Annotated in this window: 17 protein-coding genes; 6 read left to right on the top strand and 11 right to left on the bottom strand. The window is 73.3% G+C overall.

The features are described 5' to 3' along the window. Positions 1–143: 143 nt before the first annotated feature. Positions 144–1,619 (bottom strand): peptidoglycan-binding protein, encoded by a 1,476-nt coding sequence (locus ACH4S8_RS20520; protein WP_398395886.1) that lies wholly within the window; start codon positions 1,617–1,619, stop codon positions 144–146. Positions 1,620–1,787: 168 nt separating this feature from the next. Here ACH4S8_RS20520 and ACH4S8_RS20515 point away from each other — a divergent pair, with 168 nt between their 5' ends. Beyond that, positions 1,788–3,962, top strand: a complete 2,175-nt coding sequence (locus tag ACH4S8_RS20515; RefSeq protein WP_398395884.1) for an MDR family MFS transporter — start codon at positions 1,788–1,790, stop codon at positions 3,960–3,962. Positions 3,963–3,965: 3 nt separating this feature from the next. On the opposite strand, the gene ACH4S8_RS20510 is transcribed toward ACH4S8_RS20515, so the two are convergent. Further along, the gene (locus ACH4S8_RS20510) at positions 3,966–4,487 is read right to left on the bottom strand and encodes a GNAT family N-acetyltransferase (RefSeq protein ID WP_398395882.1); all 522 of its coding nucleotides are present in this window, start codon (positions 4,485–4,487) and stop codon (positions 3,966–3,968) included. A gap of 192 nt (positions 4,488–4,679) precedes the next feature. Between ACH4S8_RS20510 and ACH4S8_RS20505 the strand changes: the two genes are divergently transcribed. Together ACH4S8_RS20505 and ACH4S8_RS20500 are read left to right on the top strand one after the other, a co-directional pair. Further along, positions 4,680–5,504: a hypothetical protein gene (locus ACH4S8_RS20505; RefSeq protein WP_398395880.1), complete on the top strand. Its 825-nt coding sequence runs from the start codon at positions 4,680–4,682 to the stop codon at positions 5,502–5,504. 14 nt (positions 5,505–5,518) lie between these two features. Beyond that, entirely contained in the window at positions 5,519–6,202 is a 684-nt protein-coding gene (locus ACH4S8_RS20500; protein ID WP_398395878.1) for a hypothetical protein, read from the top strand. Between the two features lie 297 nt (positions 6,203–6,499). On the opposite strand, the gene ACH4S8_RS20495 is transcribed toward ACH4S8_RS20500, so the two are convergent. Beyond that, a complete protein-coding gene (locus ACH4S8_RS20495; RefSeq protein WP_398395876.1) occupies positions 6,500–6,955 on the bottom strand; it encodes a DUF1992 domain-containing protein in 456 nt (151 codons plus the stop codon). 120 nt (positions 6,956–7,075) lie between these two features. Between ACH4S8_RS20495 and ACH4S8_RS20490 the strand changes: the two genes are divergently transcribed. Next, positions 7,076–7,471, top strand: coding sequence for a hypothetical protein (locus ACH4S8_RS20490; RefSeq protein WP_398395937.1), 396 nt, complete (start codon positions 7,076–7,078; stop codon positions 7,469–7,471). 48 nt (positions 7,472–7,519) lie between these two features. Here the strand turns inward: ACH4S8_RS20490 and ACH4S8_RS20485 are convergent, their stop codons facing one another. After that, on the bottom strand, positions 7,520–8,191 hold the full coding sequence (locus tag ACH4S8_RS20485) for an O-methyltransferase (protein WP_398395874.1): 672 nt from the start codon (positions 8,189–8,191) through the stop codon (positions 7,520–7,522). A 230-nt stretch (positions 8,192–8,421) separates the two neighbouring features. Then, positions 8,422–9,807 carry a glycine betaine/L-proline transporter ProP gene (gene proP / locus ACH4S8_RS20480; RefSeq protein ID WP_398395872.1) on the bottom strand — a complete coding sequence of 462 codons (1,386 nt, stop codon included), beginning with the start codon at positions 9,805–9,807 and terminating at the stop codon, positions 8,422–8,424. Positions 9,808–10,186: 379 nt separating this feature from the next. On the opposite strand from proP, the gene ACH4S8_RS20475 reads away from it, so the two are divergent. Then, positions 10,187–12,256 carry a bifunctional glycosyltransferase 87/phosphatase PAP2 family protein gene (locus ACH4S8_RS20475; protein WP_398395870.1) on the top strand — a complete coding sequence of 690 codons (2,070 nt, stop codon included), beginning with the start codon at positions 10,187–10,189 and terminating at the stop codon, positions 12,254–12,256. Between the two features lie 126 nt (positions 12,257–12,382). Here ACH4S8_RS20475 and ACH4S8_RS20470 read toward each other — a convergent pair whose 3' ends face one another. Continuing rightward, positions 12,383–13,627: a cytochrome P450 gene (locus ACH4S8_RS20470; protein WP_398395868.1), complete on the bottom strand. Its 1,245-nt coding sequence runs from the start codon at positions 13,625–13,627 to the stop codon at positions 12,383–12,385. A gap of 306 nt (positions 13,628–13,933) precedes the next feature. Here ACH4S8_RS20470 and ACH4S8_RS20465 point away from each other — a divergent pair, with 306 nt between their 5' ends. Beyond that, on the top strand, positions 13,934–15,103 hold the full coding sequence (locus ACH4S8_RS20465; RefSeq protein ID WP_398395866.1) for a steroid 3-ketoacyl-CoA thiolase: 1,170 nt from the start codon (positions 13,934–13,936) through the stop codon (positions 15,101–15,103). A 76-nt stretch (positions 15,104–15,179) separates the two neighbouring features. On the opposite strand, the gene ACH4S8_RS20460 is transcribed toward ACH4S8_RS20465, so the two are convergent. The 5 genes from ACH4S8_RS20460 to ACH4S8_RS20440 form a co-directional block, all read right to left on the bottom strand. Beyond that, positions 15,180–15,845 carry a YoaK family protein gene (locus tag ACH4S8_RS20460; protein ID WP_398395864.1) on the bottom strand — a complete coding sequence of 222 codons (666 nt, stop codon included), beginning with the start codon at positions 15,843–15,845 and terminating at the stop codon, positions 15,180–15,182. Positions 15,846–16,492: 647 nt separating this feature from the next. Next, positions 16,493–16,912, bottom strand: a complete 420-nt coding sequence (locus ACH4S8_RS20455) for a transglycosylase SLT domain-containing protein (protein WP_398395862.1) — start codon at positions 16,910–16,912, stop codon at positions 16,493–16,495. 379 nt (positions 16,913–17,291) lie between these two features. Further along, positions 17,292–18,143, bottom strand: a complete 852-nt coding sequence (locus ACH4S8_RS20450; protein ID WP_398395860.1) for an ECF transporter S component — start codon at positions 18,141–18,143, stop codon at positions 17,292–17,294. Then, a complete protein-coding gene (locus tag ACH4S8_RS20445; RefSeq protein WP_398395858.1) occupies positions 18,140–19,846 on the bottom strand; it encodes an ABC transporter ATP-binding protein in 1,707 nt (568 codons plus the stop codon). Before ACH4S8_RS20445 ends, ACH4S8_RS20450 begins: the two co-directional genes overlap by 4 nt. Beyond that, entirely contained in the window at positions 19,843–21,015 is a 1,173-nt protein-coding gene (locus ACH4S8_RS20440) for an energy-coupling factor transporter transmembrane component T (protein ID WP_398395856.1), read from the bottom strand. The genes ACH4S8_RS20445 and ACH4S8_RS20440 overlap by 4 nt, the downstream gene beginning before the upstream one ends. Positions 21,016–21,181 lie beyond the last annotated feature (166 nt).

Raw genomic sequence — 21,181 nt, 5'->3', positions numbered from 1 at the left:
CGGGTACGCGCGGGAGGGGCCGTGCCGGTACATCGATGCCCGTCGCCACCGACGACCACACCTCACCCAACAGCGACGGGCTGATGCACCGGCACGGCCCCGACCCACCCACCGGAGCCGAACCGCGAAACGCCAGAGGCGAGCTACGGCTGGGACGTCTCCGCCTCCAGGCTCGCCCGTGTCGCCGGCCCGTACACGCCGGGGTCGTCCCCCGAGATGCCCCGCGCCCACTGGTACCAGCGCACGGCGTCCTCGAGGCGACGGTCGAACTGGCCGTTCGCCTGCCGCCTGTACATCCCGATCTGGCTCAGCCGCAGCTGGAGCTCGGTCACCTCGGCCCCGCTGTCGCCCCGCCGCAGGGTCGGCCCGGCCGCCACGTTCGCGCCGTCGTCGCCTCTCGTGGAGGTCACGGGTCCCGGCGCGGCGGCCGTCCGGCTCGGCTGCGCGGACGTCGCCGACGCCGTGGCCGACGAGGACGGTGTCGCCGACGTGTCCCCGGAGGCGGACGCCGACGCCGACGGGCTCGCGCTCACCGAAGGGGACGCCGACGCCGACGCCGAAGCCGTCGAGGAGGCGCTCGCCGACGGCACCGCCGAGGCCGTGTCGGACAGGACGTCCGGCGCGGTCGTGCGAATGTCCTTGGGCTGGGCCTCGTCCTGCGAGGGAGGGTCGGAGGAGAGCAGTCCGCTCACGACCCCTGCCGCGGCCACCACGGTCACCACGACTCCGGTGACGGCGAGGACCCCGCTGCGCCGACGACGCCCGGGCCGGTCGGCGGCCGAGTCGCCCCGGCCGCGCCCCGGGACGCGCGAGCCGTCGTGGGAAAGACGGATGTCGGTTGCGCGCGCGTCCGAGGAGACTGCCTTCAGCTGCATGGTGGCGTCGGCCTGCACCACCGCCGACGGCGTGGTGACCTCCGGCGGCAGCGGCGCCGATCGCGGGACCGGGTCCGCCGGCACGGGGGCCAGCCGCATGGTCGCGTCGGCCGGGATCGCGGCCGGCTGCGTGGTGGAGGCGGCCGGGGCCGCGTCCGCAGCGTTCGCGGGCGGCATCGGCACTCCGCTGGCCGGCGGAACACCGTACGCGAGGCCCGACTGCTCGACACCGCCCATCGGCGCGCCGCCGTGGAACCGCGGGTCGGTGCCACCGTGCGCCGGCATGGCGTGGGCTTCCCCGAAGCTCCCCATGGTCCCGGAGCCCCCCGAGGTTCCGGAGCTCCCCATGGTCCCGTCGGCCTCGGCGGGTACGCCGCCGTTCACGGGCGCTCCATGAGCGTCCGTGTGCGCCGGGACGCCCTCCGGCACCCAGGCACCCGCCTCCGCGGCCGCCCACGGCTCTCCCGCGGTCGGGGCGGCGTGCCAGTGCCCCGAAGCCGGGCCCTCCGGGCCGCCGGTGTCCCCGGCCGGCCCGTGGCCTCCTCCGGCGTACCCGGAGTCCTCCGCGCCCAGTTCTACATAGGGCCGTATGCGCAGCGGGTTGAAGTCCGCCGCCGCGGCCTGCGCCGTGCGCTTGTCGCGCAGCGCGTCGGACGCCGTGCGGGCACAGGAGCACGACGGGCTGCCGTCCAGCGCGCGGTACGCGCCGCACGTGAGGCAGACATGCCCGGTCGGTTCAGTCACGAGTGGGTCCCTCCCCCCTGAAAACTCCAGTGATTATGCGGAGGACCTTCATACAACCTTCAAGCAGCCCCCCTGAAGCGCGGGATTCCGCTCGGCTCGACAGGCCATAACCGGACACACCGCTCAGGATGGAGGGTGACCGGGACCCTCGGGGCTCAGGGAGGCCGCATGACCGGGGACGCGCACGGTTCGGACACTCCGTCCGGCCGCGGGCCGGAGGGGGCGAAGGCGGCGGCCGGCGACGGCACGGACGGGCCGTCCGGACCGTACGACTCGGTCGCGCTGAGCGAGTCGGCGGTGCGCCGCCGCAGCGCGGCGGCGGCCGACGCCCGGAACACGGTGCACGGCAGCGTCTTCGTGTCCATCGGCGCCCTGCTGCTCGGCATGCTGCTCGCCGCGCTGGACCAGACGATCGTGTCCACCGCGCTGCCGACCATCGTGAGCGACCTCGGCGGTCTGGAGCACCTGTCCTGGGTGGTCACGGCGTATCTGCTCGCGTCGACGGCGGCGACCCCGCTGTGGGGCAAGCTCGGCGACCAGTACGGCCGCAAGAAGCTCTTCCAGACGGCGATCGTGATCTTCCTGATCGGGTCGGCGCTGTGCGGCATGTCGCAGAACATGGGCGAACTGATCGCCTTCCGGGCGCTGCAGGGGCTCGGCGGCGGCGGGCTGATGGTGCTGTCGATGGCGATCGTCGGCGACCTCGTCCCGCCGCGGGAACGGGGCAAGTACCAGGGACTGTTCGGCGCGGTGTTCGGGGCGACGAGTGTGCTGGGACCGCTGCTCGGCGGGCTGTTCACGGAACATCTCAGCTGGCGCTGGGTCTTCTACATCAACCTGCCCGTCGGTGTCGTGGCGCTCGCGGTGATCGCCGCGGTCCTGCACATCCCGAAGAAGTCGGCGCGGCACGTCATCGACTACGCCGGTACGTTCCTGATCGCGGCGGTCGCCACCTGTCTGGTCCTGGTGGCCTCGCTGGGCGGCACCACCTGGGACTGGGGTTCTGCGCAGATCATCGGGCTCGTGGTCCTCGGCGTGGTCCTCGGCGTCGCCTTCGTGGCGGTGGAGCGGCGCGCGGCCGAGCCCGTGCTGCCGCTCAAGCTCTTCCACGTCCACACCTTCACGCTGTCCGCGATCATCAGCTTCATCGTGGGCTTCGCGATGTTCGGCGCGATGACCTACCTGCCGACCTTCCTCCAGGTCGTGCAGGGCGTCTCGCCCACCATGTCCGGTGTCCACATGCTGCCGATGGTGTTCGGGCTGCTGCTGTCGTCCACGGTCTCCGGGCAGATCGTCAGCCGTACCGGCCGGTGGAAGGTGTTCCCGATCACCGGCACCGGGATCACCGCCATCGGTCTGCTCCTGCTGCACCAGCTGGACGAGAACAGCAGCACGGGGGAGATGAGCGCGTACTTCTTCGTGTTCGGCCTGGGCCTCGGCCTGGTCATGCAGGTGCTGGTCCTGATCGTGCAGAACGCGGTGTCGTACGAGGATCTGGGCGTCGCCACCTCCGGGGCGACCTTCTTCCGGTCCATCGGCGCCTCGTTCGGCGTCGCGATCTTCGGCACGGTCTTCGCGGGCCGCCTCGGCGACAACCTGACGAAGGCGCTGGCCGGGCAGCAACTGCCGCCCGGCATCACCACGGACTCCCTGAAGGCGGACCCGAAGGGCATCGGCCGGTTGCCGGCCGATCTGCAGCCACCCGTCCTGCACGCGTTCGCGACCTCGATCACGGATGTCTTCCTGTACGCGGCCCCGGTCGCCCTGCTCGGTTTCGTGCTGGCCTGGTTCCTGCGCGAGGACAGACTGCGCGGCTCGGTCACCGCCCCCGACGTCACCGAGACGCTCGCCAGCAATCCGGTCGAGCGGTCGTCGTACGACGAGGTGTGCCGGGCGCTGTCCGTGCTCGGCACCCGGGAGGGGCGCCGTGAGATCTACGAGAAGATCACCGCGCGCGCGGGCTACGACCTGTTGCCGGCGGCGAGCTGGCTGCTGCTGCGGATCAAGAAGTACGGGTGGGCGGAGCCCGCTCTGCTGGCCGAGCACAGCGCCGTGCCCCTGGACGTCGTCCTGGCCGCCGCCCGCCAGATCGAGGAACGCCGGCTCGCCCGCCGCGAGGGGCTGGACCTGGTCCTGACCGACGAGGGCCGTGTCGCCGCCGGGAATCTGTCCAGGGCCCGCGAGGAGTCCCTCGCCGAGCTCCTCGGCGACTGGTGGACACCGGACCGTCCGACCGATCTCGCCGGACTGGTCGCGGAGCTGAACGAGGAGATGTGCGGTTCCGACGCGGAGCGGCCCCACGAACGCACGCTGCTCGGCCGGCCGGAGGGAGAGATGGGCTGAGCGTCAGCCGGTCAGATCCTTTCGGAACCAGTGCTCGGCGTAGGGGGCGTCGTTGTGCGCCGCGGTTTCCGCGTAGCCGTGCCGGGCGTACAGGGCCCGCGCCTCGACGAGGTCGCCGCGGGTGTCGAGGATCAGCTGCCGGGCGCCCAGGCCGCGAGCCGCCGTCTCGGCCGCCGCCAGCAGGAGAGGGGCCGCGCCCTTGCCGCGCAGGTCCGCGCGGACGAAGACCCGCCTCAGCTCGCCCGTCGTGGCGTCGAGCATCCGCACCCCCGCCGTACCGCCGGGTTCACCGTCGTGGCGCGCGACGAGCAGCACACCCGTGGGCGGCGCGAACTCGGCTCCCGTCTGCGCGGCGATCTCCCGCTCCAGCTCGTCGTGATCCGTCGTACGCCCTTCGTGCAGCAGGTACCACCGGTCGCTGACCTCCGTGTAGTACGCCCGCCACAGCGCCGCGGCGGCAGGGGAGTCGAAGGGTTCGGGGGCCACGCTCCAGGAGCATCGGGTGACGGAAGGCGATGGGGTCATGCCGGTCATTGTCGGCGGGCGCCGCCCCCGGCGCGCAACCGGATAAAGAGCTCCCCGAACAGTGCGACGAGGAAGGGGCTTTGACGTTCGTGCCGCCACCGGGGTTGTGCCACCGGGGCCGTTTGAGGACCGGGTTCCGGGCAATCCGGTCCGGGAACCGGCCCGTTGGGTCGAGAACCCGGGAAGGCACCCATGTCCACAGGCGTGATCATCGTTCTGATCATCGTGGTGGCCGTTGCCGTTGTCGCGGCCGCCCTGACCCTCCTCGCCCGAAGGCCGCCGGGCGGCCGCGCCCTGCGGCGGCGCTTCGGACCGGAGTACGACCGGACCGTCGCCCGGCACGACGGCGACACCCGGGCCGCCGAACGCGACCTCGACGAGCGGGTGAAGCGGCACGGCGACCTGCGCGAGCGACCGCTCGAACCGGCGGACCGGGAACGGTACGCGGCCGGCTGGACGGCCGCCCAGGAGCGCTTCGTCGACTCGCCCCAGGAGGCGGTGGCCGAGGCCGACCGGCTGCTCGGCGAGCTGGCCGGAGCGCTCGGATTCCCCGGCGGGGACCGTTACGAGGAGCAGGTGTCCGCGCTCTCCGTCCACCACGGGCACCACGTCCACGGCTACCGCCACGTGCACCGGGCCGCGCTGGCCCGCACCGGCGGCGGGCGGAGCGGTGGCCCCGACACCGAGGGGCTGCGCGAGGCCATGCTGGAGGCCCGCGACCTCTTCGACGAGCTGCTGACCCGGACCCGCCAGGACACCGTGCCCGGCCGGGAGCGCGGCGCGGAGGACACGAGCGGGCCCCGGGCCGCCCGCCCGGAGCGCACCTGGCGGTTCGCCCGGACCGAGGCCACCCGGAGCACCGGGCCGGCACCGGGGGCGGACAGTGCCGAGCGGACGGCGCCGGCGGACACGGCGGAGGGCACCGGGCGTGCCGGGAACAGCACCAGGACTTCCACCCCCGACACTCGCTCCCATCTGCCCTGGTCCTTCACCAGGCGTCAGGTGAAGGGGAGTTGAGAAAGGTGAGCGCCATGAAACCGGAGCAGGATCCCGAACGGAACCCGTCCCGCGAGCCCGCCGCCACGAAGGGCCGGGTGACCCCGGTGCCGGCCGGGCGTTCTCCGGACGGCCGGGCGAAGGAGAGGAGCGGTGGGGCCGGGGAAGTGCCGCGCCGCGAGGCCCTGAAGGGCCGGGCCGGTCCCGCGTCCGCCGAGCCCGCCACGGGCGCCCCGGACCGGGACGGCGCCCCTGACGGGAACGGCGGCGGTCCGGCGGTCCGGCCGGCCGGGACCGGTACGCCGGCCGGCGGGACGACGGGCACCGGCACCGACGGGCGAGGGGCCCCGGGCGACGGCCGTACCGGGGGAGCGTTCCCCGGGGGCGGCCCGGCGGACCCCGGGGGCCGTGCAGCGGCGGCTGCCGCCGGGCGGGCCGGGCGGATGCTGCCGCTGGACGAGCAGGACAAGTTCTCGCTGCGGATGCGGCACGCCGTGGGCGGGTTCATCGACGGGCCGCGGGCCTCCGTCGAGGAGGCCGACCAGGTGCTGGAGGAGCTCGCGGGCCGGTTCACGGAAGCCGTGACCCGGCGGCGGCGCGACCTGCGCACGTCCTGGCAGTCCGGCGCCGGGGAGCAGGCGGCGGACCCCGACACCGAGCGGCTGCGGCTCGCCCTGCGGGACTACCGCGAGCTGACCGAGCGGCTCCTGCGGCTCTGAGCAGGCCCGGACACCCTTCCGGGTGGAGTGAGGCCGCGTTCCGGACCATGCCCCGGGACGCGGCCTCACGCTCTTCACGGCGCCCGCCGCGTCCGCGGGGCCCCGCGCCGTGCACCGCCCCGTCCGGGTCCGCGAGGCCGCCTCACCTCGTCGTGCGGCCCCGCTCCGCGCCCGCGCCGCCTCGCACGCCGCCGTACGGCGTCCACGCCGCCGTACGGTGCTCGCGCGGACCGTCGGTCGCATCCGGGCGGCTGCGCGCGGAGTGGGGCCAGGGAGGTCCCGGGGTCCGCCCCGGCTTCACGCGGGTCCGGTGTCTCCCCGCCCGTCGGGCCGCGGGCCGCCGGGGGACGGGCTCTCGCGGGCCGCACGCCACTCCTGGACGATCTTCTCCACGTCGTACGGCTTGAGCCCGAGCGGAGGGCCCGGCGGCGGCTTGAACATGACCTCGCGGATCTTGGCGTTGATGTCCTCGATCGTCCGCCGGACCGCCCGCTCCGACGGGAGCGCGGGAACGGCCGCGAGCACGTCCTCGGCCTCCTTGCGCAGGGCCAGGGTGGGCGGCAGGACCGACAGGCCCTCACGGGCCATCTTCCGCTTGATCCACCAGAGTTCGTCGTACGGGGTGTCGGTGACCTCCGGCAGCGGCTTGCCCGCGCCCGGGAGCTCCGTGAACTCGCCGCGGGCCTCCGCCTGGCGGATCTGCCGGTCGACCCAGGACTCGAAGCTGACACCGGGTGGTTTGCGTTCGGTCATGCGTCCATTGTGCCGGAGGTCACACGGCGAGGGGAAAGGTCGAATTATCATGCGGCGGCGGCGGGGCAACCTCGTTCCCCGGCAGGACAATTGGACCAGCACCTCACGAAGGAGCGCGCGTTGCTCGAACTCACCATGGCCTCGGTGTCCGGAGCGGATGCCGGAGCGACGGCCGGGATGCTGATGGCCGACGCGCCGAGCGACCCCGGAGCCATGCTGCGGGTGGGCCGGGACCGGGCCGTGTGCCGTCTCGCGACCCCCGACGACTGGCTGTTCGTCTCCCGGGTCCACCTGGAGTTCCTCTGCGGCCCGGACGGCTCCTGGCAGGTCACCTGGCTCCGGGGTTCCCACGCGGAGCCGTCCTCCGAGGTCCGGCTGATCCTGACGGGGCTGCAGCCCCAGCCGCTTCCGTACGGCGGGACGGCCAGACTCCCGGCGGGCGGCTCCGGCGAGCTCGTCATCCAGGACCGCACCGGGCCCCACACCGTGAACGTGGGCTTCTACCACGAGGTCTAGGGCCGGTGCGGCGGCGCGGTGCGGACGCGGCGGGGAGGGAGACGGAGGTCAGGCCTCCACGCGGGCCAGAGCGAACCCGTCGTACCCCTTGGTGCCCACCGTCTGCACCGCCGTGCCGTTCAACCTCGGGTGGGAGGCGATCAGTTCGAGCGCGGCCCGGGTGCCGCGCACGCTCGGGTCGGTGCTCGTCGCGTCGGTGACCGCTCCGCCGCGCACCACGTTGTCGAGGACGATCACGCTGCCGGGCCGGGTGAGCCGGACCGCCCACTCGACGTAGTGCGGGTTGTTCACCTTGTCCGCGTCGATGAAGACGAAGTCGAACGGCTCCGGGTTCTCGTCCGCCAGCTTCGGCAGCGACTCCAGGGCGGGGCCCACCCGCACCTCGGTGATCTTGTCGAGGCCGGCCCGCGCGAGGTTGGCGCGGGCGACCTCGGCGTGCCGGGGGTCGTACTCGAGGGTGATCAGCTGCCCGTCGGCGGGCAGGGCGCGGCCCAGCCAGATCGTGCTGTAGCCGCCGAGGGTGCCGATCTCCAGGATGCGGCGGGCGCCCTGGATCCGGGCGAGCAGCTGGAGCAGCTTGCCCTGGTTCGGCGCGACGTTGATGGGGGGCAGTCCGGCCGCGTCGCTGTCGTGCAGCGCGGCGGTGAGGATCTCGTCGGCGGGGGCCAGGAGGGTGGTGAAGTGGTCGTCGACGTCGTTCCAGAGCTGCGACTCGCTCATGCACCGGGCCTTTCATATGCCTAGTTAGATGCGCTAAGGACTTCCGGTGTCGAACCTAGCCGCCGACGCGCGCGCGTGCCAGCGGGATTCGGGCCGCCCCGCGCGCCGACGGGATCCGGGCGCCGGCCCCGTCGGAACCGGCGTCGGGCTTCCCGGCGGAAGCGGCCCCGGGACTCCCGGCGGAACCGCTCGCGGGGCGGGTCCCGCGCGGTGGCCGGGAGAGGGGTCCGTCAGCGGTCCGCGGGTTCCACGGCGGGCGCCGAGCCCGGCAGGGGCCGGCCCGCCGACTCCGTCATGAACCAGACGGCCGCGCCGCCGACGACGGCCGCGGTCATCATGTAGTACGCGGGCATCATCATGTTCCCGGTCGCTCCGATGAGGGCGGTGACGACCAGCGGGGTCGTGCCGCCGAAGAGCGAGACGGAGACGTTGAAGCCGATCGAGAGCGAGCCGTAGCGGACCCGGGTCGGGAAGAGCGCCGGGAGCGCGGCGGGCATCGCGGCGGTGAAGCAGACCAGCAGCAGGCCGAGGGCGCCCATGCCGAGCGCGACGGCGAGCAGACTGCCCTGGCGGATCAGCAGCAGGGCCGGGACGGACAGGGTGAGGAAGCCGGCGCAGCCCGCGGCGATCACCGGGCGGCGGCCGATCCGGTCGGTCAGGGCGCCCGCGAACGGCTGCACGATCATCATCAGCGCCATCACGCCGAGGACCACGAGCAGACCGTGCGTCTCGTCGTACTTCAGCTCGCTGGTCAGATAGCTCGGCATGTACGACAGCAGCATGTAGTCGGTGACGTTGAAGACCAGCACCAGGCCCATGCACAGCAGCAGGGTGCGCCACTGGCCGGTGATCATCTCGCGCAGCGGCACCTTGGGGCGCCCGGCCTCGGACTTCTCGAGCTCCGCGGCGAACGCGGGGGTCTCTTCGAGACGCATCCGCAGGTAGAGGCCGACGATGCCCATCGGGCCCGCGATCAGGAACGGGACGCGCCAGCCCCAGGACAGCAGGTCGTCGGTGGACAGCAGGGCGGTCATGAGGGTGACCAGACCGGCGCCGCCGATGTATCCGGCCAGCGTGCCGAACTCCAGCCAGCTGCCGAAGAAGCCGCGCTTCTTGTCGGGCGCGTACTCGGCGATGAAGGTCGAGGCGCCCGCGTACTCGCCGCCGGTGGAGAAGCCCTGCACCAGACGGGCCACGAGCAGCAGGACCGGAGCGCCGACGCCGATCGTGGCGTACGACGGGATCAGGCCGATCGCGAACGTGCCGGCCGCCATCATGATCATGGTGAGCGCGAGGACCTTCTGGCGGCCGATCCGGTCGCCGAGCGGGCCGAAGACCATGCCGCCGAACGGGCGGACGAGGAAGGCCGCGGCGAAGGCGCCGAAGGTCGACAGCAGCTGGGCGGTCGGGTTGCCCGAGGGGAAGAAGACCTTGCCCAGGGTCACCGCGATGTAGCTGTAGACGCCGAAGTCGAACCATTCCATCGCGTTGCCGAGCGCCGCCGCCTTCACGGCGCGCCTGACCAGCGCGGGGTCGGTGACGGTGACCTCGGGGGAGGCGGGGCGGGCGGGGGCGGGGACACGTGCGGCGGGGGTTGTCGGTGTGGCGGTCGGCAAGGGCCTTCCTTTCGCCGGGGACAGGGACGGGTCCGCCCGGAAGCGGACCGGCGGCTCGCCCGGAGGCGGGCCGAAGGGGCGACCTTAGGGCTGTTCGTCCACGTCACGTGGGGTGCGCGACCGGCTGCGCAGCGCACATAAAGGCCCCGTACGCAGGCGCGACGGGACGGACGGCGCTGTCCTCGTGGGGGGTCTCCTGTGATCCATGTCCCGGCCCCGAAGGGGAACCGGGCCCCTTTCCGGCCGCCGTCGTCCGGACAGGAGCGGCGAGGTCCGGCGGGTCGTTCCGGGTCCGCCGCGCCCTCCGGCCAGGGTGGCCATGGCTCGCGAGGTCCTGATATGGGTGGACATGAGGGATCTGTGAGACACAGGTGAACCCATGGGCCGGGAGGGTCGACAGGGCGTGGCGAACGTGGAGCACGGCGGGCGACCGGGCGACGGCTTCGTGAGAACGCCGGAGACGGTGCGGGCACGACTGCACGCTCTCCGCGCCGGGCTCTGGGCCGTCGCCGCGATACTCGCCGTACGACAGGTCGCCGCCGTCCTCGGCACACCCAGGGCGGACCGGCTGACGGACCTGGAGACCTGGGTCGGCCCGAACGGCGTACCGCACGCGAAGGGCTCGCTCTACGACTCGGCGCGCTTCACCGGCACCCCGTTCGGCGGTCTCGTCCTCAAACCCCTCACCCGGTCGGCCGAACAGGCCCTCGGCTGGGGCTGGACCTTCGGCACCCTGCTGCTCGTCGTCGCGCTCGGCCTGATCGCCGCCCGCGCCCTGCCGCCCCCCGTGAGCCGGCGGACGGCGCTGCTCGCCGCGCCCGTGGCCGTCAGCCTGCTGATGCTCTCCCTCCCCGTGCGCAACGCCCTGCGACTCGGCCAGACCGGCATCATCCCGGTGCTCCTCGTCCTGCTCGGCTGCTTCGTCGTCCGCGGGGAGCGCACCTGCGGGGTTCTCGTCGGGTTCGCGGCGGCCCTCCAGCCCACCGTCCTGTTCTTCACGCCGCTGCTCCGGTTCACCGGGCGCCGCCGCGCCGCCGCGTCCACCGCGGTCACCTTCGCCGCCCTCACCGCGCTGGCCTGGGCCGCGATGCCGGACGACTCGAGGACCTACTGGGTGCACCACCTGGCGGGCGTGGGCCTCGGCAGGGGCGCGGACGACCTCGCCAACCAGTCCCTGCACGGCGCGCTGCTGCGGTTCGGCCTCACCGGACCGCTGGAGATCGGCCTCTTCCTGGCGCTCGGCGCGGCCGTCGCCGTCGCCGGGCTCCGGCGCGCGGTGCGCTACGCCCGTGACGGGCAACTGCTGCTCGCCGTCGCGGTGACCGGCTGCGTCGCCGTCGCCGTCTCGCCCGCCACCTGGCAGCACCAGGTGCTGTGGGTGCTGCTCGCCCTCGCCGGCCGGGTCGGCCGGAAGGCCTCGGACCGCCCTGTGTGGCCCGTCGCGGTCGTCCTCGTCATGACGCTGCCGGCCCGGATGATGCTGCCGGACATGCCGGTGCTCGATCCGCTGCGCGACAACACGGTGCTGATCACCGCGCTGGCCGCCGCCACGCTCGTACCGTTCCTGTCCCGTACCTCCGCGTCCTACCGGACCCCGCTCCCCACCGGGCGCGCGGCGCCCGTCCCCGGCCGGTGGAAGCACGTCCCGCTGCTGTCGTCCGGCCGGGTCCTCACCCGGCCGAACCTGCTGCTCGAACTGCTCCTGATCCGTGTCGGGTACTCCGTCTACCAGCAGGTCAGGCTCGCCGCGACGGGCGGGGACGGCGCCGGCGGACGGGCCACCGCCGAATTCCACGGCGACCAGGTCGTCGCCGTGGAGCGCTTCCTGCGCCTGGACGTCGAGCGCTGGGCCAACCACGCGGTGGTGGGGACGCCCTTTCTGCGGGACTTCTTCGACTTCTACTACGAGTCGTTCCACTTCGGCGTCCCGCTCACCGTCCTCGCCGTGCTCTACGTCCGCCGCCCCGCCGACTTCCGCTGGGCGCGTTCCGCCCTCGGCTTCGCCACCCTGCTCGCCCTCGTCGGCTTCTGGCTCTATCCGCTCGCCCCGCCGCGCCTGATGCCGGGCCTCGGCATCATCGACACCGTGCACGGCGTGCAGGACTTCTCCAAGCCGGACTACGGCACGCTCACCGCGCTGACCAACCAGTACGCGGCGATGCCCTCGCTGCACTTCGGCTGGTCCCTGTGGTGCGGAACCGTCGTCGTGGTGCTGGCGCCGAGATGGTGGATGAAGGCGCTGGGCCTGCTGCACCCGCTCCTGACGCTCGCCGCGATCGTGGCGACCGGCAATCACTGGGTCCTGGACGCCGTCGGCGGCGCGGCCGTGGTCGCCGCGGGCTTCGCGCTCACCCGGCTCGCCCAGGGCCCGCGCCCCCGGACGGCCGTGGAGCCGGCCGCGGCCGGGCTGAGACCGCAGGTCGGCGCGGGGGGTCGTGCGCCGGGCTGATCCGCCGTGCGCCGCTCCGGCAGGGGTCTCGGGGGAGGCAGGGGCGAGCGCGGGGAATGCCCCTGCCTCCCTCGGGACGGGCCGACGGTGCCGGGAGGTCGTCGGCCCGAGCGTGTGCGGCGCCCGCTACGCGTGCGTGACCTGGAGTTCCTTGACCCCGTTCAGCCAGGCGGAGCGGAGGCGGCGGGGGTCGCCCGCCAGCCGCAGATCCGGCATCGCGTCCGCGATCGCGTTGAAGATCAGGTCGATCTCCAGCGTGGCCAGGGACTTGCCGAGGCAGAAGTGCGGACCGCCGCCGCCGAAACCGAGGTGCGGGTTGGGGTCGCGGGTGATGTCGAAGGCCTCGGGGCGCTCGAACACCTCGGGGTCGTTGTTGGCGGAGGAGTAGAAGATGCCGACGCGGTCGCCCTTCCTGATCCGCTGCCCGCCCAGCTCGGTGTCCTGGGTCGCGGTGCGCTGGAAGGCGACCACGGGGGTCGCCCAGCGGACGATCTCCTCGGCGGTGGTCTTCGGCCGTTCCCTCTTGTAGAGGTCCCACTGATCGGGGTGGGTGAGCAGGGCGTGCATCCCGTGCGTGATGGCGTTGCGGGTCGTCTCGTTGCCGGCGACCGCCAGCAGCAGGACGAAGAAGCCGAACTCGTCGGAGGCGAGGTTCCCCTGGTCCTCCGCCGCCACCAGGGTGCTGACGATGTCCTTGGCGGGGCACTGTTTGCGGTCCGCCGCCATGTTCATCGCGTACGAGATGAGCTCGGTGGCCGACTCGGCGCCGATCTCCTCGGTGATCGCGTACTCCGGATCGTCGTACGCCACCATCTTGTTGGACCAGTCGAAGATCTTGACGCGGTCCTCCTGCGGGACGCCGATGAGCTCGGCGATCGCCTGCAGCGGCAGTTCGCAGGCGACCTGGGTGACGAAGTCGAAGGAGCCGTCGGGCGCGGCCTGCGCGAGCGCGTTCGCGACGATCGAGGCGGCGCGGGCGCGCAGCGCGTCCTCCAGGGAGCGGATGGCGCGCGGCGTGAAGCCGCGCTGCACGATCTGGCGGACCCGCGTGTGCTCGGGCGGGTCCATGTTGAGCATGATGAGCCGCTGGACCTCGATCTGTTCGCGCTGGATGTGCTCGTTGAAGCGGATGACGGCCGTGTTGAGGAACGAGGAGAACAACTCGGGGTGCGTCGAGACGTACTTGACGTCCGAGTGCCGGGTGACGGCCCAATAGCCGTCGTCCTCGAAGCCGGCGACACCGGGCTGTTGGGGGATCCAGTGGACCGGTTCGGCCCGGCGCAGCTCGGCGAACTCCGGGAGGGGCACGCGGTGGTGCAGCACATCGGGGTCGGTGAAATCGAACCCGTCGGGCAGCGCTGGACAGGGCATCGGCAACTCCAGGCTCGTTCTCGCACATGGTTCTGACGGGTCATCAGGAACATGGAATCGCCGTGAAGGTAGTAACGGGTTCTACAAGTGGCAAGAGGTGTGAGCCTCCCAATTGCGTGCGGGATTCGTACAGATCACGACTTCGGGAGCTGCACGACCCTTGCGGCGCGGGGGGTCCGCTCAGCAAACTGCACGCAGAACTGGTACGCGTTCTAGTTCTGCGCGGTGGGTGGGCCGGGACGCCCCGCGCTGCGCGGGTCAGCTGGGCCTGGCCGCAGGGCAGGCCTGAGGAGAGGACGAGCCCCCATGGCCGCGGAACCCGTGATCGTCGAAGCCGTACGGACCCCCATCGGCAAGCGCGGAGGCGCGCTCGCCAATCTGCACCCCGCCTATCTCCTGGGCGAGACCTACCGTGAACTCCTCGGCCGCACCGGCATCCCCGCCGACTGCGTCGAGCAGATCGTCGGCGGCACGGTGACCCACGCCGGCGAGCAGTCGATGAACCCCGCGCGCACCGCCTGGCTGACGGTGGGACTGCCCTACGAGACGGCGGCCACGACGGTCGACTGCCAGTGCGGTTCCTCGCAGCAGGCCTCCCACATGACCGCCAACATGATCGCGGCGGGTGTCATCGACGTCGGGATCAGCTGCGGTGTCGAGGCGATGTCGCGGGTTCCGCTGGGCTCGGGGTCCAAGCACGGGCCCGGCAAGCCGTTCCCCGACGAGTGGAACGTCGATCTGCCGAACCAGTTCGAGGCGGCCGAACGGATCGCGCGCCACCGTGGGCTGACCCGCGAGAACGTCGACTCCCTCGGGCTCATCTCGCAGGAACGGGCGGCCGTCGCCTGGGCCGAGGAACGCTTCAAGCGCGAGACGTTCGCCGTGCAGGTGCCCACCACCGAGGACGAACAGCGGGCCGGGCAGGGCATGTGGCGGCTCGTCGACCGGGACGAGGGGCTGCGCGACACCTCCATGGAGGCGCTGGCGAAGCTGAAGCCCGTGATGCCGACCGCCGTGCACACCGCCGGCAACTCCTCCCAGATATCGGACGGTTCGGCGGCCATCCTGTGGGCCTCCAAGCGGATGGCACGGGCGCTGAAGCTGCGGCCGAGGGCGCGGATCGTGGCCCAGGCGCTGGTGGGTTCGGACCCGCACTTCCACCTGGACGGCCCGATCGACGCCACCCGGGCCGTGCTCGGCAAGGCCGGGATGTCGCTGAGGGACATCGACCTCGTCGAGATCAACGAGGCGTTCGCGTCCGTGGTGCTGAGCTGGGCGCAGGTCTTCGAGCAGGACCTGGAGAAGGTGAACGTGAACGGGGGCTCGATCGCGCTCGGGCATCCGGTGGGGGCGACGGGGGCGCGGCTCATCACCACCGCGCTGCACGAACTGGAGCGCGCGGACAAGGAGTTCGCGTTGATCACGATGTGTGCGGGTGGGGGGCTGGCTACGGGGACGATCATTCAGCGGCTGTGAGCGCGGGCGAGTGCGGCTGTGGGTGCAACTGTGGGTGCAGGTGGGTGCAGGTGGGTGCGGGTGAGTCGGCCGGGGTTCACTCCCGGCCGGAGGCCGTCGCCGCCAGTGCCGCCGGTACGAGCGCGGCGATCAGCAGGGGGAGCGCGAGGCCCTGGTGCAGGACCAGCCACGCGCCGAGCAGGGCGCCCGCCGACATCGCCAGTACGGAGGCGGTCCGGCGCGGGGAGTGACGGCCCGCGCCGCCGCCGAGGCGGGAGTCGGAGGCCAGGCCTGTCAGGGTCATCGTCAGGACGGTGGTCGTCAGGTCGGCGATGCCGAGCCTGCGTACCGTCGCGTTGCGCAGGCCCATCGCGAAGGCCGTGACGGCGATCACGGTGTACGTGGTGGCGGTGGCGTGCGGGGCGGCGAAGGCGGCCGCCGCGCAGGCGGCCGTCAGGACGGCCTCGGCGGTGAAGGCGGCACGGGCCCAGGTGCGGCGGGAGCCGCCGCCCAGCCGTACGGCGGTCCGGCCGCCGGTCGCGGCGCCGGCGAGGAAGCAGCACAGTGAGGTGAGCGTGTGCGGTACGGAGAAGCCGGGTGCTCCGGCGGCCGCGAAGCCTAGGACCACGACGTTGCCGGTCATGTTCGCCGTGAAGACGTGGCCGAGGCCCAGGTAGCTCACGGCGTCGATGAGTCCGCTGACCACGGTCAACGAGAGCAGCGCGGGTACGAGCCGCAGGCCTCGTGACTCGGGGTCGGTCATGGGGGCCAGTTCATCACGGTTCGCCCGCGTGGGCCTCCGGCCGGTTCCTGCCGGTGGGTGGGTCGGGGCCGCGCCGGTACATCCGCCCGCATCCGGACGGATCCCACCGGCGTCGCGAAGTGGGCGTGGGTTCCGATCCGTCCGGCCTGCGGGCATCTGATGTACCGGCACGGCCCCTCCCGCGCGCGGCCGACTGCGGGTGCATCGTGGTGACCGATGCCATGTCCCTCCCGCGCGTACCCGGCTGCGGGTGCGTCGCGGTGGCGTCAGGCGGTCTCTCCACCGGGTCCCGGCTGGCGGGTGCATCGTGGTGACCCCAGGCGGCCCCTCCGCCCGGGTCCTGACTGCGGGTGCGTCGTGGTGGCCGGTCGGCCGCTTTCGCCGGATCCCGGATGCGGGCGATCTGTGGTCCGCCCGCATTCCAGCCCCGGCCGGGGAGATATTCAGCCCCTCCGGCGTTTGAGGAGCGGGGTCCGGGGCGGAGCCCCAGGGGTGGGAAGGGTAGGGGCGGAGGGGGCGAAAGGCGCTTGTGGCTGTGCCGGGGTGGGGGAGCTCGCGGTGCCGTGAAGGAGGGGGCGGGCGGCGGCCGGGTACGACGAAGGCGGCAGCCCCGGGAACGGGGTGCCGCCTTGCTGTGCTGGGGCTGATCAGTACCAGCCGTTGGCCTGCCAGAAGCTCCAGGCGCCGGCCGGGCTGCCGTAGCGGGAGTTCATGTAGTCCAGACCCCACTTGATCTGGGTCTTGGGGTTGGTCTTCCAGTCGGAGCCGGCAGAGGCCATCTTCGAACCGGGCAGAGCCTGGACCAGGCCGTACGCACCGGAGGAGGAGTTGGTGGCGCTGATGTTCCAGCCGCTCTCGTGCTCGACGATCTTGCTGAAGGCGTTGAACTGCGCGGCGTCCGGAATCATCGTGTGGGCGATCGACTTCGCGGCGGAGGCGCTGGTCGGCGTGGCGGCCTGGGCAGGCGCCGCGACCAGGACCATACCGGCGGTAGCGGCGGCCACGGCGGTACCGGCGAGGGCCTTCTTCGGGGAAGAGACGATGCGGCGGATGACGGAGACGGACACGGAGAACCTGTTTCTTCGGGGACATGGAGTCGCTCGTGCGCCGTGACCACGTGGTGTGTGGAAGGAGCGGCGTACGTCGGCGCCGCGGCCCGTGGGGGCTCGTGGCGCCTGGCGACGTCCTCAAGACAAACAGGATCCGGGGCCGTCCGCAATGACCCCTTTTACTAGTTGTGGTCGCATTCGGGGGAAGGGGGTGTTGTGTGATGTGGCTCTCAAGTCGCAGGTCAGAGGGGGTGACGACGCGTTCATGCCATGGACTTGGATCTACGAAGGCGCTTCGTATGTGACGTGGGCCCTGTGGGCCTCTTCACCCCGTCCGTGACGGACGGTGCGGGGGAGGCCACGCGGTGCTGACGGGGGGTGTGACCTGGGTCCCCGATCACCGGGGGGCGAACGTGACCGGGCTCTCGAAGGCCGCCCGGCGCGTGGCCCGGCGCAGTGCCTTGAGGAGGGTCGTGCCGATCGTCAGGGTCAGGACGACGGTGACGACCGCCCGGCCCAGGTCCCAGCCGAGGGAGGTGGCCAGGCAGTACGCGACGAAGCGGGCGAGGTTGGCGGGGACGGCGGCGTGCGGGTCGAAGGCGATGTTCGAGGCCAGCGCGTCCATGAAGGGCCAGCCGGCCAGATTCATGACGGTGCCGTACGCGAAGGCGGCGAGGAAGCCGTACACGGCGAGCATCAGCAGCTCCGCGCGGCCGCGCAGCCGGTCCGGTCCGGGCAGGAGACCGGCCCCCATCGTGAACCAGCCCATGGCCAGCATCTGGAAGGGCATCCAGGGCCCCACCCCGCCGGTCAGCAGCGCCGACGCGAACATGGTCACGGACCCGAGCACATAGCCGAACCCCGGCCCGAGCACCCGCCCGCTCAGCACCATCAGGAAGAACATCGGCTCGATGCCGGCGGTCCCGGCCCCGATCGGGCGCAGCGCGGCGCCGGTCGCGGCCAGCACGCCGAGCATGGCGACCGCCTTCGGGCCGAGCCCCGACTCGGAGATCGTCGCCGCGACCACCGCGACCAGCAGGACGAGGAGGCCCGCGAACAGCCACGGAGCGTCCTGGGCGTGCGCGCTGACCTGCGAGCCGGGCCCCGCGAACAGCGGCCAGGCGAACCCGGCGGCACCGGTCGCGCTGACCAGGGCCAGGGCGGCGACGGACCGCGGGCCGAGGCGGACCGCACGGGCCTGGGGCTGGGGGTGGTGGGGGTGACGGGCGGACGCGTCTGCTGTGGTCATGCGAGAGCCTTTTCGACCTGGGCGACGGTGAGCCACGGCTCGGGGGCCAGGATCTTGGCGACCTGCGGGGCGAAGGACGGGGACGCGACGACCACCTCGGCGGTGGGACCGTCGGCGACGACCTCGCCGTCCGCGAGGATCACCACCCGGTCGGCGAGCTCCGCGGCGAGTTCCACGTCGTGGGTGGCCAGCACGATGGCGTGCCCCTCGGCGGCGAGCCCGCGCAGCACGGTGACCAGCCGGGCCTTGGCCGCGTAGTCGAGGCCGCGGGTCGGCTCGTCGAGGAGCAGCAGCGGGGGGCGGGAGGCGAGGACGACGGCCAGTGCCAGTGCGAGTCTCTGGCCTTCCGAGAGGTCACGGGGGTGCGTGTCGTCCGCGATGTCCGGCAGCAGCCCGGACACCAGCGCCCGGCAGGTTCCGGCGGCGGCCCCGGCGTCCTCGTCGGCCGCCGCGCACTCGGCGGCCACCGTGTCCGCGTACAGCAGGTCCCGCGGTTCCTGCGGTACGAGCCCCACCCGGCGTACGAGGTCGCGCGGCGCCGTCCGGTGCGGCGGTGCCCCGCCGACCCGTACCGAACCGGCGGTCGGCTCGACCAGTCCGACCAGCGCCGCGAGCAGCGTCGACTTCCCGGCGCCGTTGCGGCCCATCAGCGCGACGGTCTCGCCCGGCCGCGCGGTCAGACCGACCCGGCGCAGCGCTTCGACGCGCCCGCGCCGGACGGCCAGCGACTCCACGACAGCCACCTCCGCCGACGACGGGGCAGCGGTGACGGGGCCGCGACCGCGACCGCGGCCCCGGAGGAGGCGGGAGAGGGGGGAGGGGGAGGAAGGGGCGGGGCGTGGTGCCGGGGGGAGGGGAGCGGTGGGGGCGGGCGGTGCCGGAGGCGGTGTGGCGAGGCGCTCGCGCAGGGTGCCCGCCCGGCGTCGCGCGTCGCGCACGGTCAGCGGGAGCGGGGACCAGCCGGCCAGGCGGCCGAGTTCCACCACCGGCGGGCAGACCGGGGAGACGGCCATGATCTCGGACGGGGTGCCGAGCGTCAGCGGTGCTCCCGGCGCGGGGAGGAGGGCGATCCGGTCGGCGTACTGGACGACGCGTTCCAGGCGGTGCTCGGCCATCAGGACCGTGGTGCCGAGATCGTGGACCAGACGCTGCAGGACGGCGAGGACCTCCTCGGCGGCGCCGGGGTCCAGTGCCGAGGTGGGCTCGTCGAGGACCAGGACCCGCGGGTGCGGGGTGAGCACCGAGCCGATGGCGACCCGCTGCTGCTGGCCGCCGGACAGGGTGGCGATCGGGCGGTCGCGGAGGTCGGCCAGCGACAGGAGGTCGAGGGTCTCCTCGACGCGGCGGCGCATCACGGCGGGCGCCAGCCCCAGCGACTCCATGCCGTAGGCGAGTTCGTCCTCCACCGTGTCCGTCACGAAGTGGGACAGCGGGTCCTGGCCCACCGTGCCGACCACGTCGGCGAGTTCGCGCGGCTTGTGGGTACGGGTGTCCCGCCCCGCGACCGTGACCCGGCCGCGCAGCGTTCCGCCGGTGAAGTGCGGGACCAGTCCGCTCACCGCGCCCAGCACCGTCGACTTGCCGACCCCCGACGGGCCGACCAGCAGCACCAGTTCGCCCTCGGGGACCTCGAAGTCCACACCCCGGACGGAGGGTTCGGCCGCCCCGGCGTACGTCACGGAGACATCCTCGAAGCGGATCATGACGACTCCTCGGGGGCGGGGGCGGGGGCGGGGGCGGGGGCGGGGGCAGGGGCGGGTCGGGCGGGTGGTGTCGTGAAGGCGGGGAGCAGGCCCAGCAGGACCGCCGCCGCCGGCCGGAGAGGGAGGTCGGGGGCGACCAGGGGGACGACGCCGGGGCTCAGCGCGGCGGGGTCCTGGGAGGCGGCCACGATCATCAGGACCGCGACCGCCACGCCCGACCCGGCGACCAGCCAGGCCCGCACGCCCCACCGGTCCGGCCGGTACCGCGTCCGCGGCGAGCGGCGGCCGCCCAGCCACAGGCCGCCGAGCGCCGCGCCGAGTCCGGCCAGCAGGACCGGAAGGCCGTAGCTGTCGCCCGCCGCGGTCAGTAGTCCGTAGGTGCCGGCGCAGACGCCGAGCAGGCCGCCCAGGGTGAGGGCTCCGGTGGTCCGGCGGACGGCGGCCGGGACCTGCGCCGTACGCCCGTACCCGCGTGCGTCCATCGCCGCCGCCAGCGCGACCGAGCGCTCCAGCGCGCCCTCCAGGACGGGGAGTCCGACGTGCAGCAGGCCGCGCAGGCCCCGGTCGGGGCGGCCGCGGAGCCGGCGCGCGGCGCGCAGCCGCTGGACGTCGGCGATCAGATGCGGTGCGAAGGTGAGCGCGACGACCACGGCGACACCCGCCTCGTACAGCGCTCCCGGCAGCGACTTGAGCAGCCGTGCCGGGTTCGCCAGGGCGTTGGCCGCGCCGACGCAGACGAGGAGGGCGGCCAGCTTCAGGCCGTCGTAGAGCGCGAAGAGCAGGCCCTCGGCGGTGACCCGGCCGCCGATGCGCACCCCCTGTGCCCAGTGCGGGAGGGGGATCTCGGGAAGCGTGACGATCACGTGCGTGCCGGGGATCGGGGAGCCGAGGAAGACGGCGAAGGCCAGGCGGATGACGAGGACGGCCGCGGCCAGTCTCACGAACGCGGTGTAGGAGCGGGCCCAGGGGGCGTCGGTGCGGTGGGTGGCCACGACGAAGCCCGCCACCGCCATGAGCAGCGCGAGCAGGAGCGGGTTCGTGGTGCGGGAGGCCGCCGTACCGAGTCCGAGGGCCCAGATCCACCAGGCCCCGGGGTGCAGGGCGTTCGCCCGGGCCGCTCCCGGACCAGGGCCGCTGGGAAGGGAGTCGTCGTTACGGGGGCGTGGCATCCGCCTCGACGGGCCGGCGTCCGGTGCCTGGTTCGACGGGCCGGTGTGGGGTGCCTGCTTCGACGGGCCGGTGTGGGGTGCCCGGCTCGATGGGCCCGCGTCGGATGCCCGCTCCGGCCGGTCGGTGTCCGGTGTCCGTTCCGGCCGGTCCGTGTCCGGTGCCGGG

Source organism: Streptomyces sp. NPDC021080 (genome assembly GCF_044333225.1).
Taxonomy (GTDB): Bacteria; Actinomycetota; Actinomycetes; order Streptomycetales; family Streptomycetaceae; genus Streptomyces.
The sequence above is the reverse complement of the archived record's forward strand: the minus strand, read 5'-3'. Positions and strand labels throughout refer to the sequence as shown.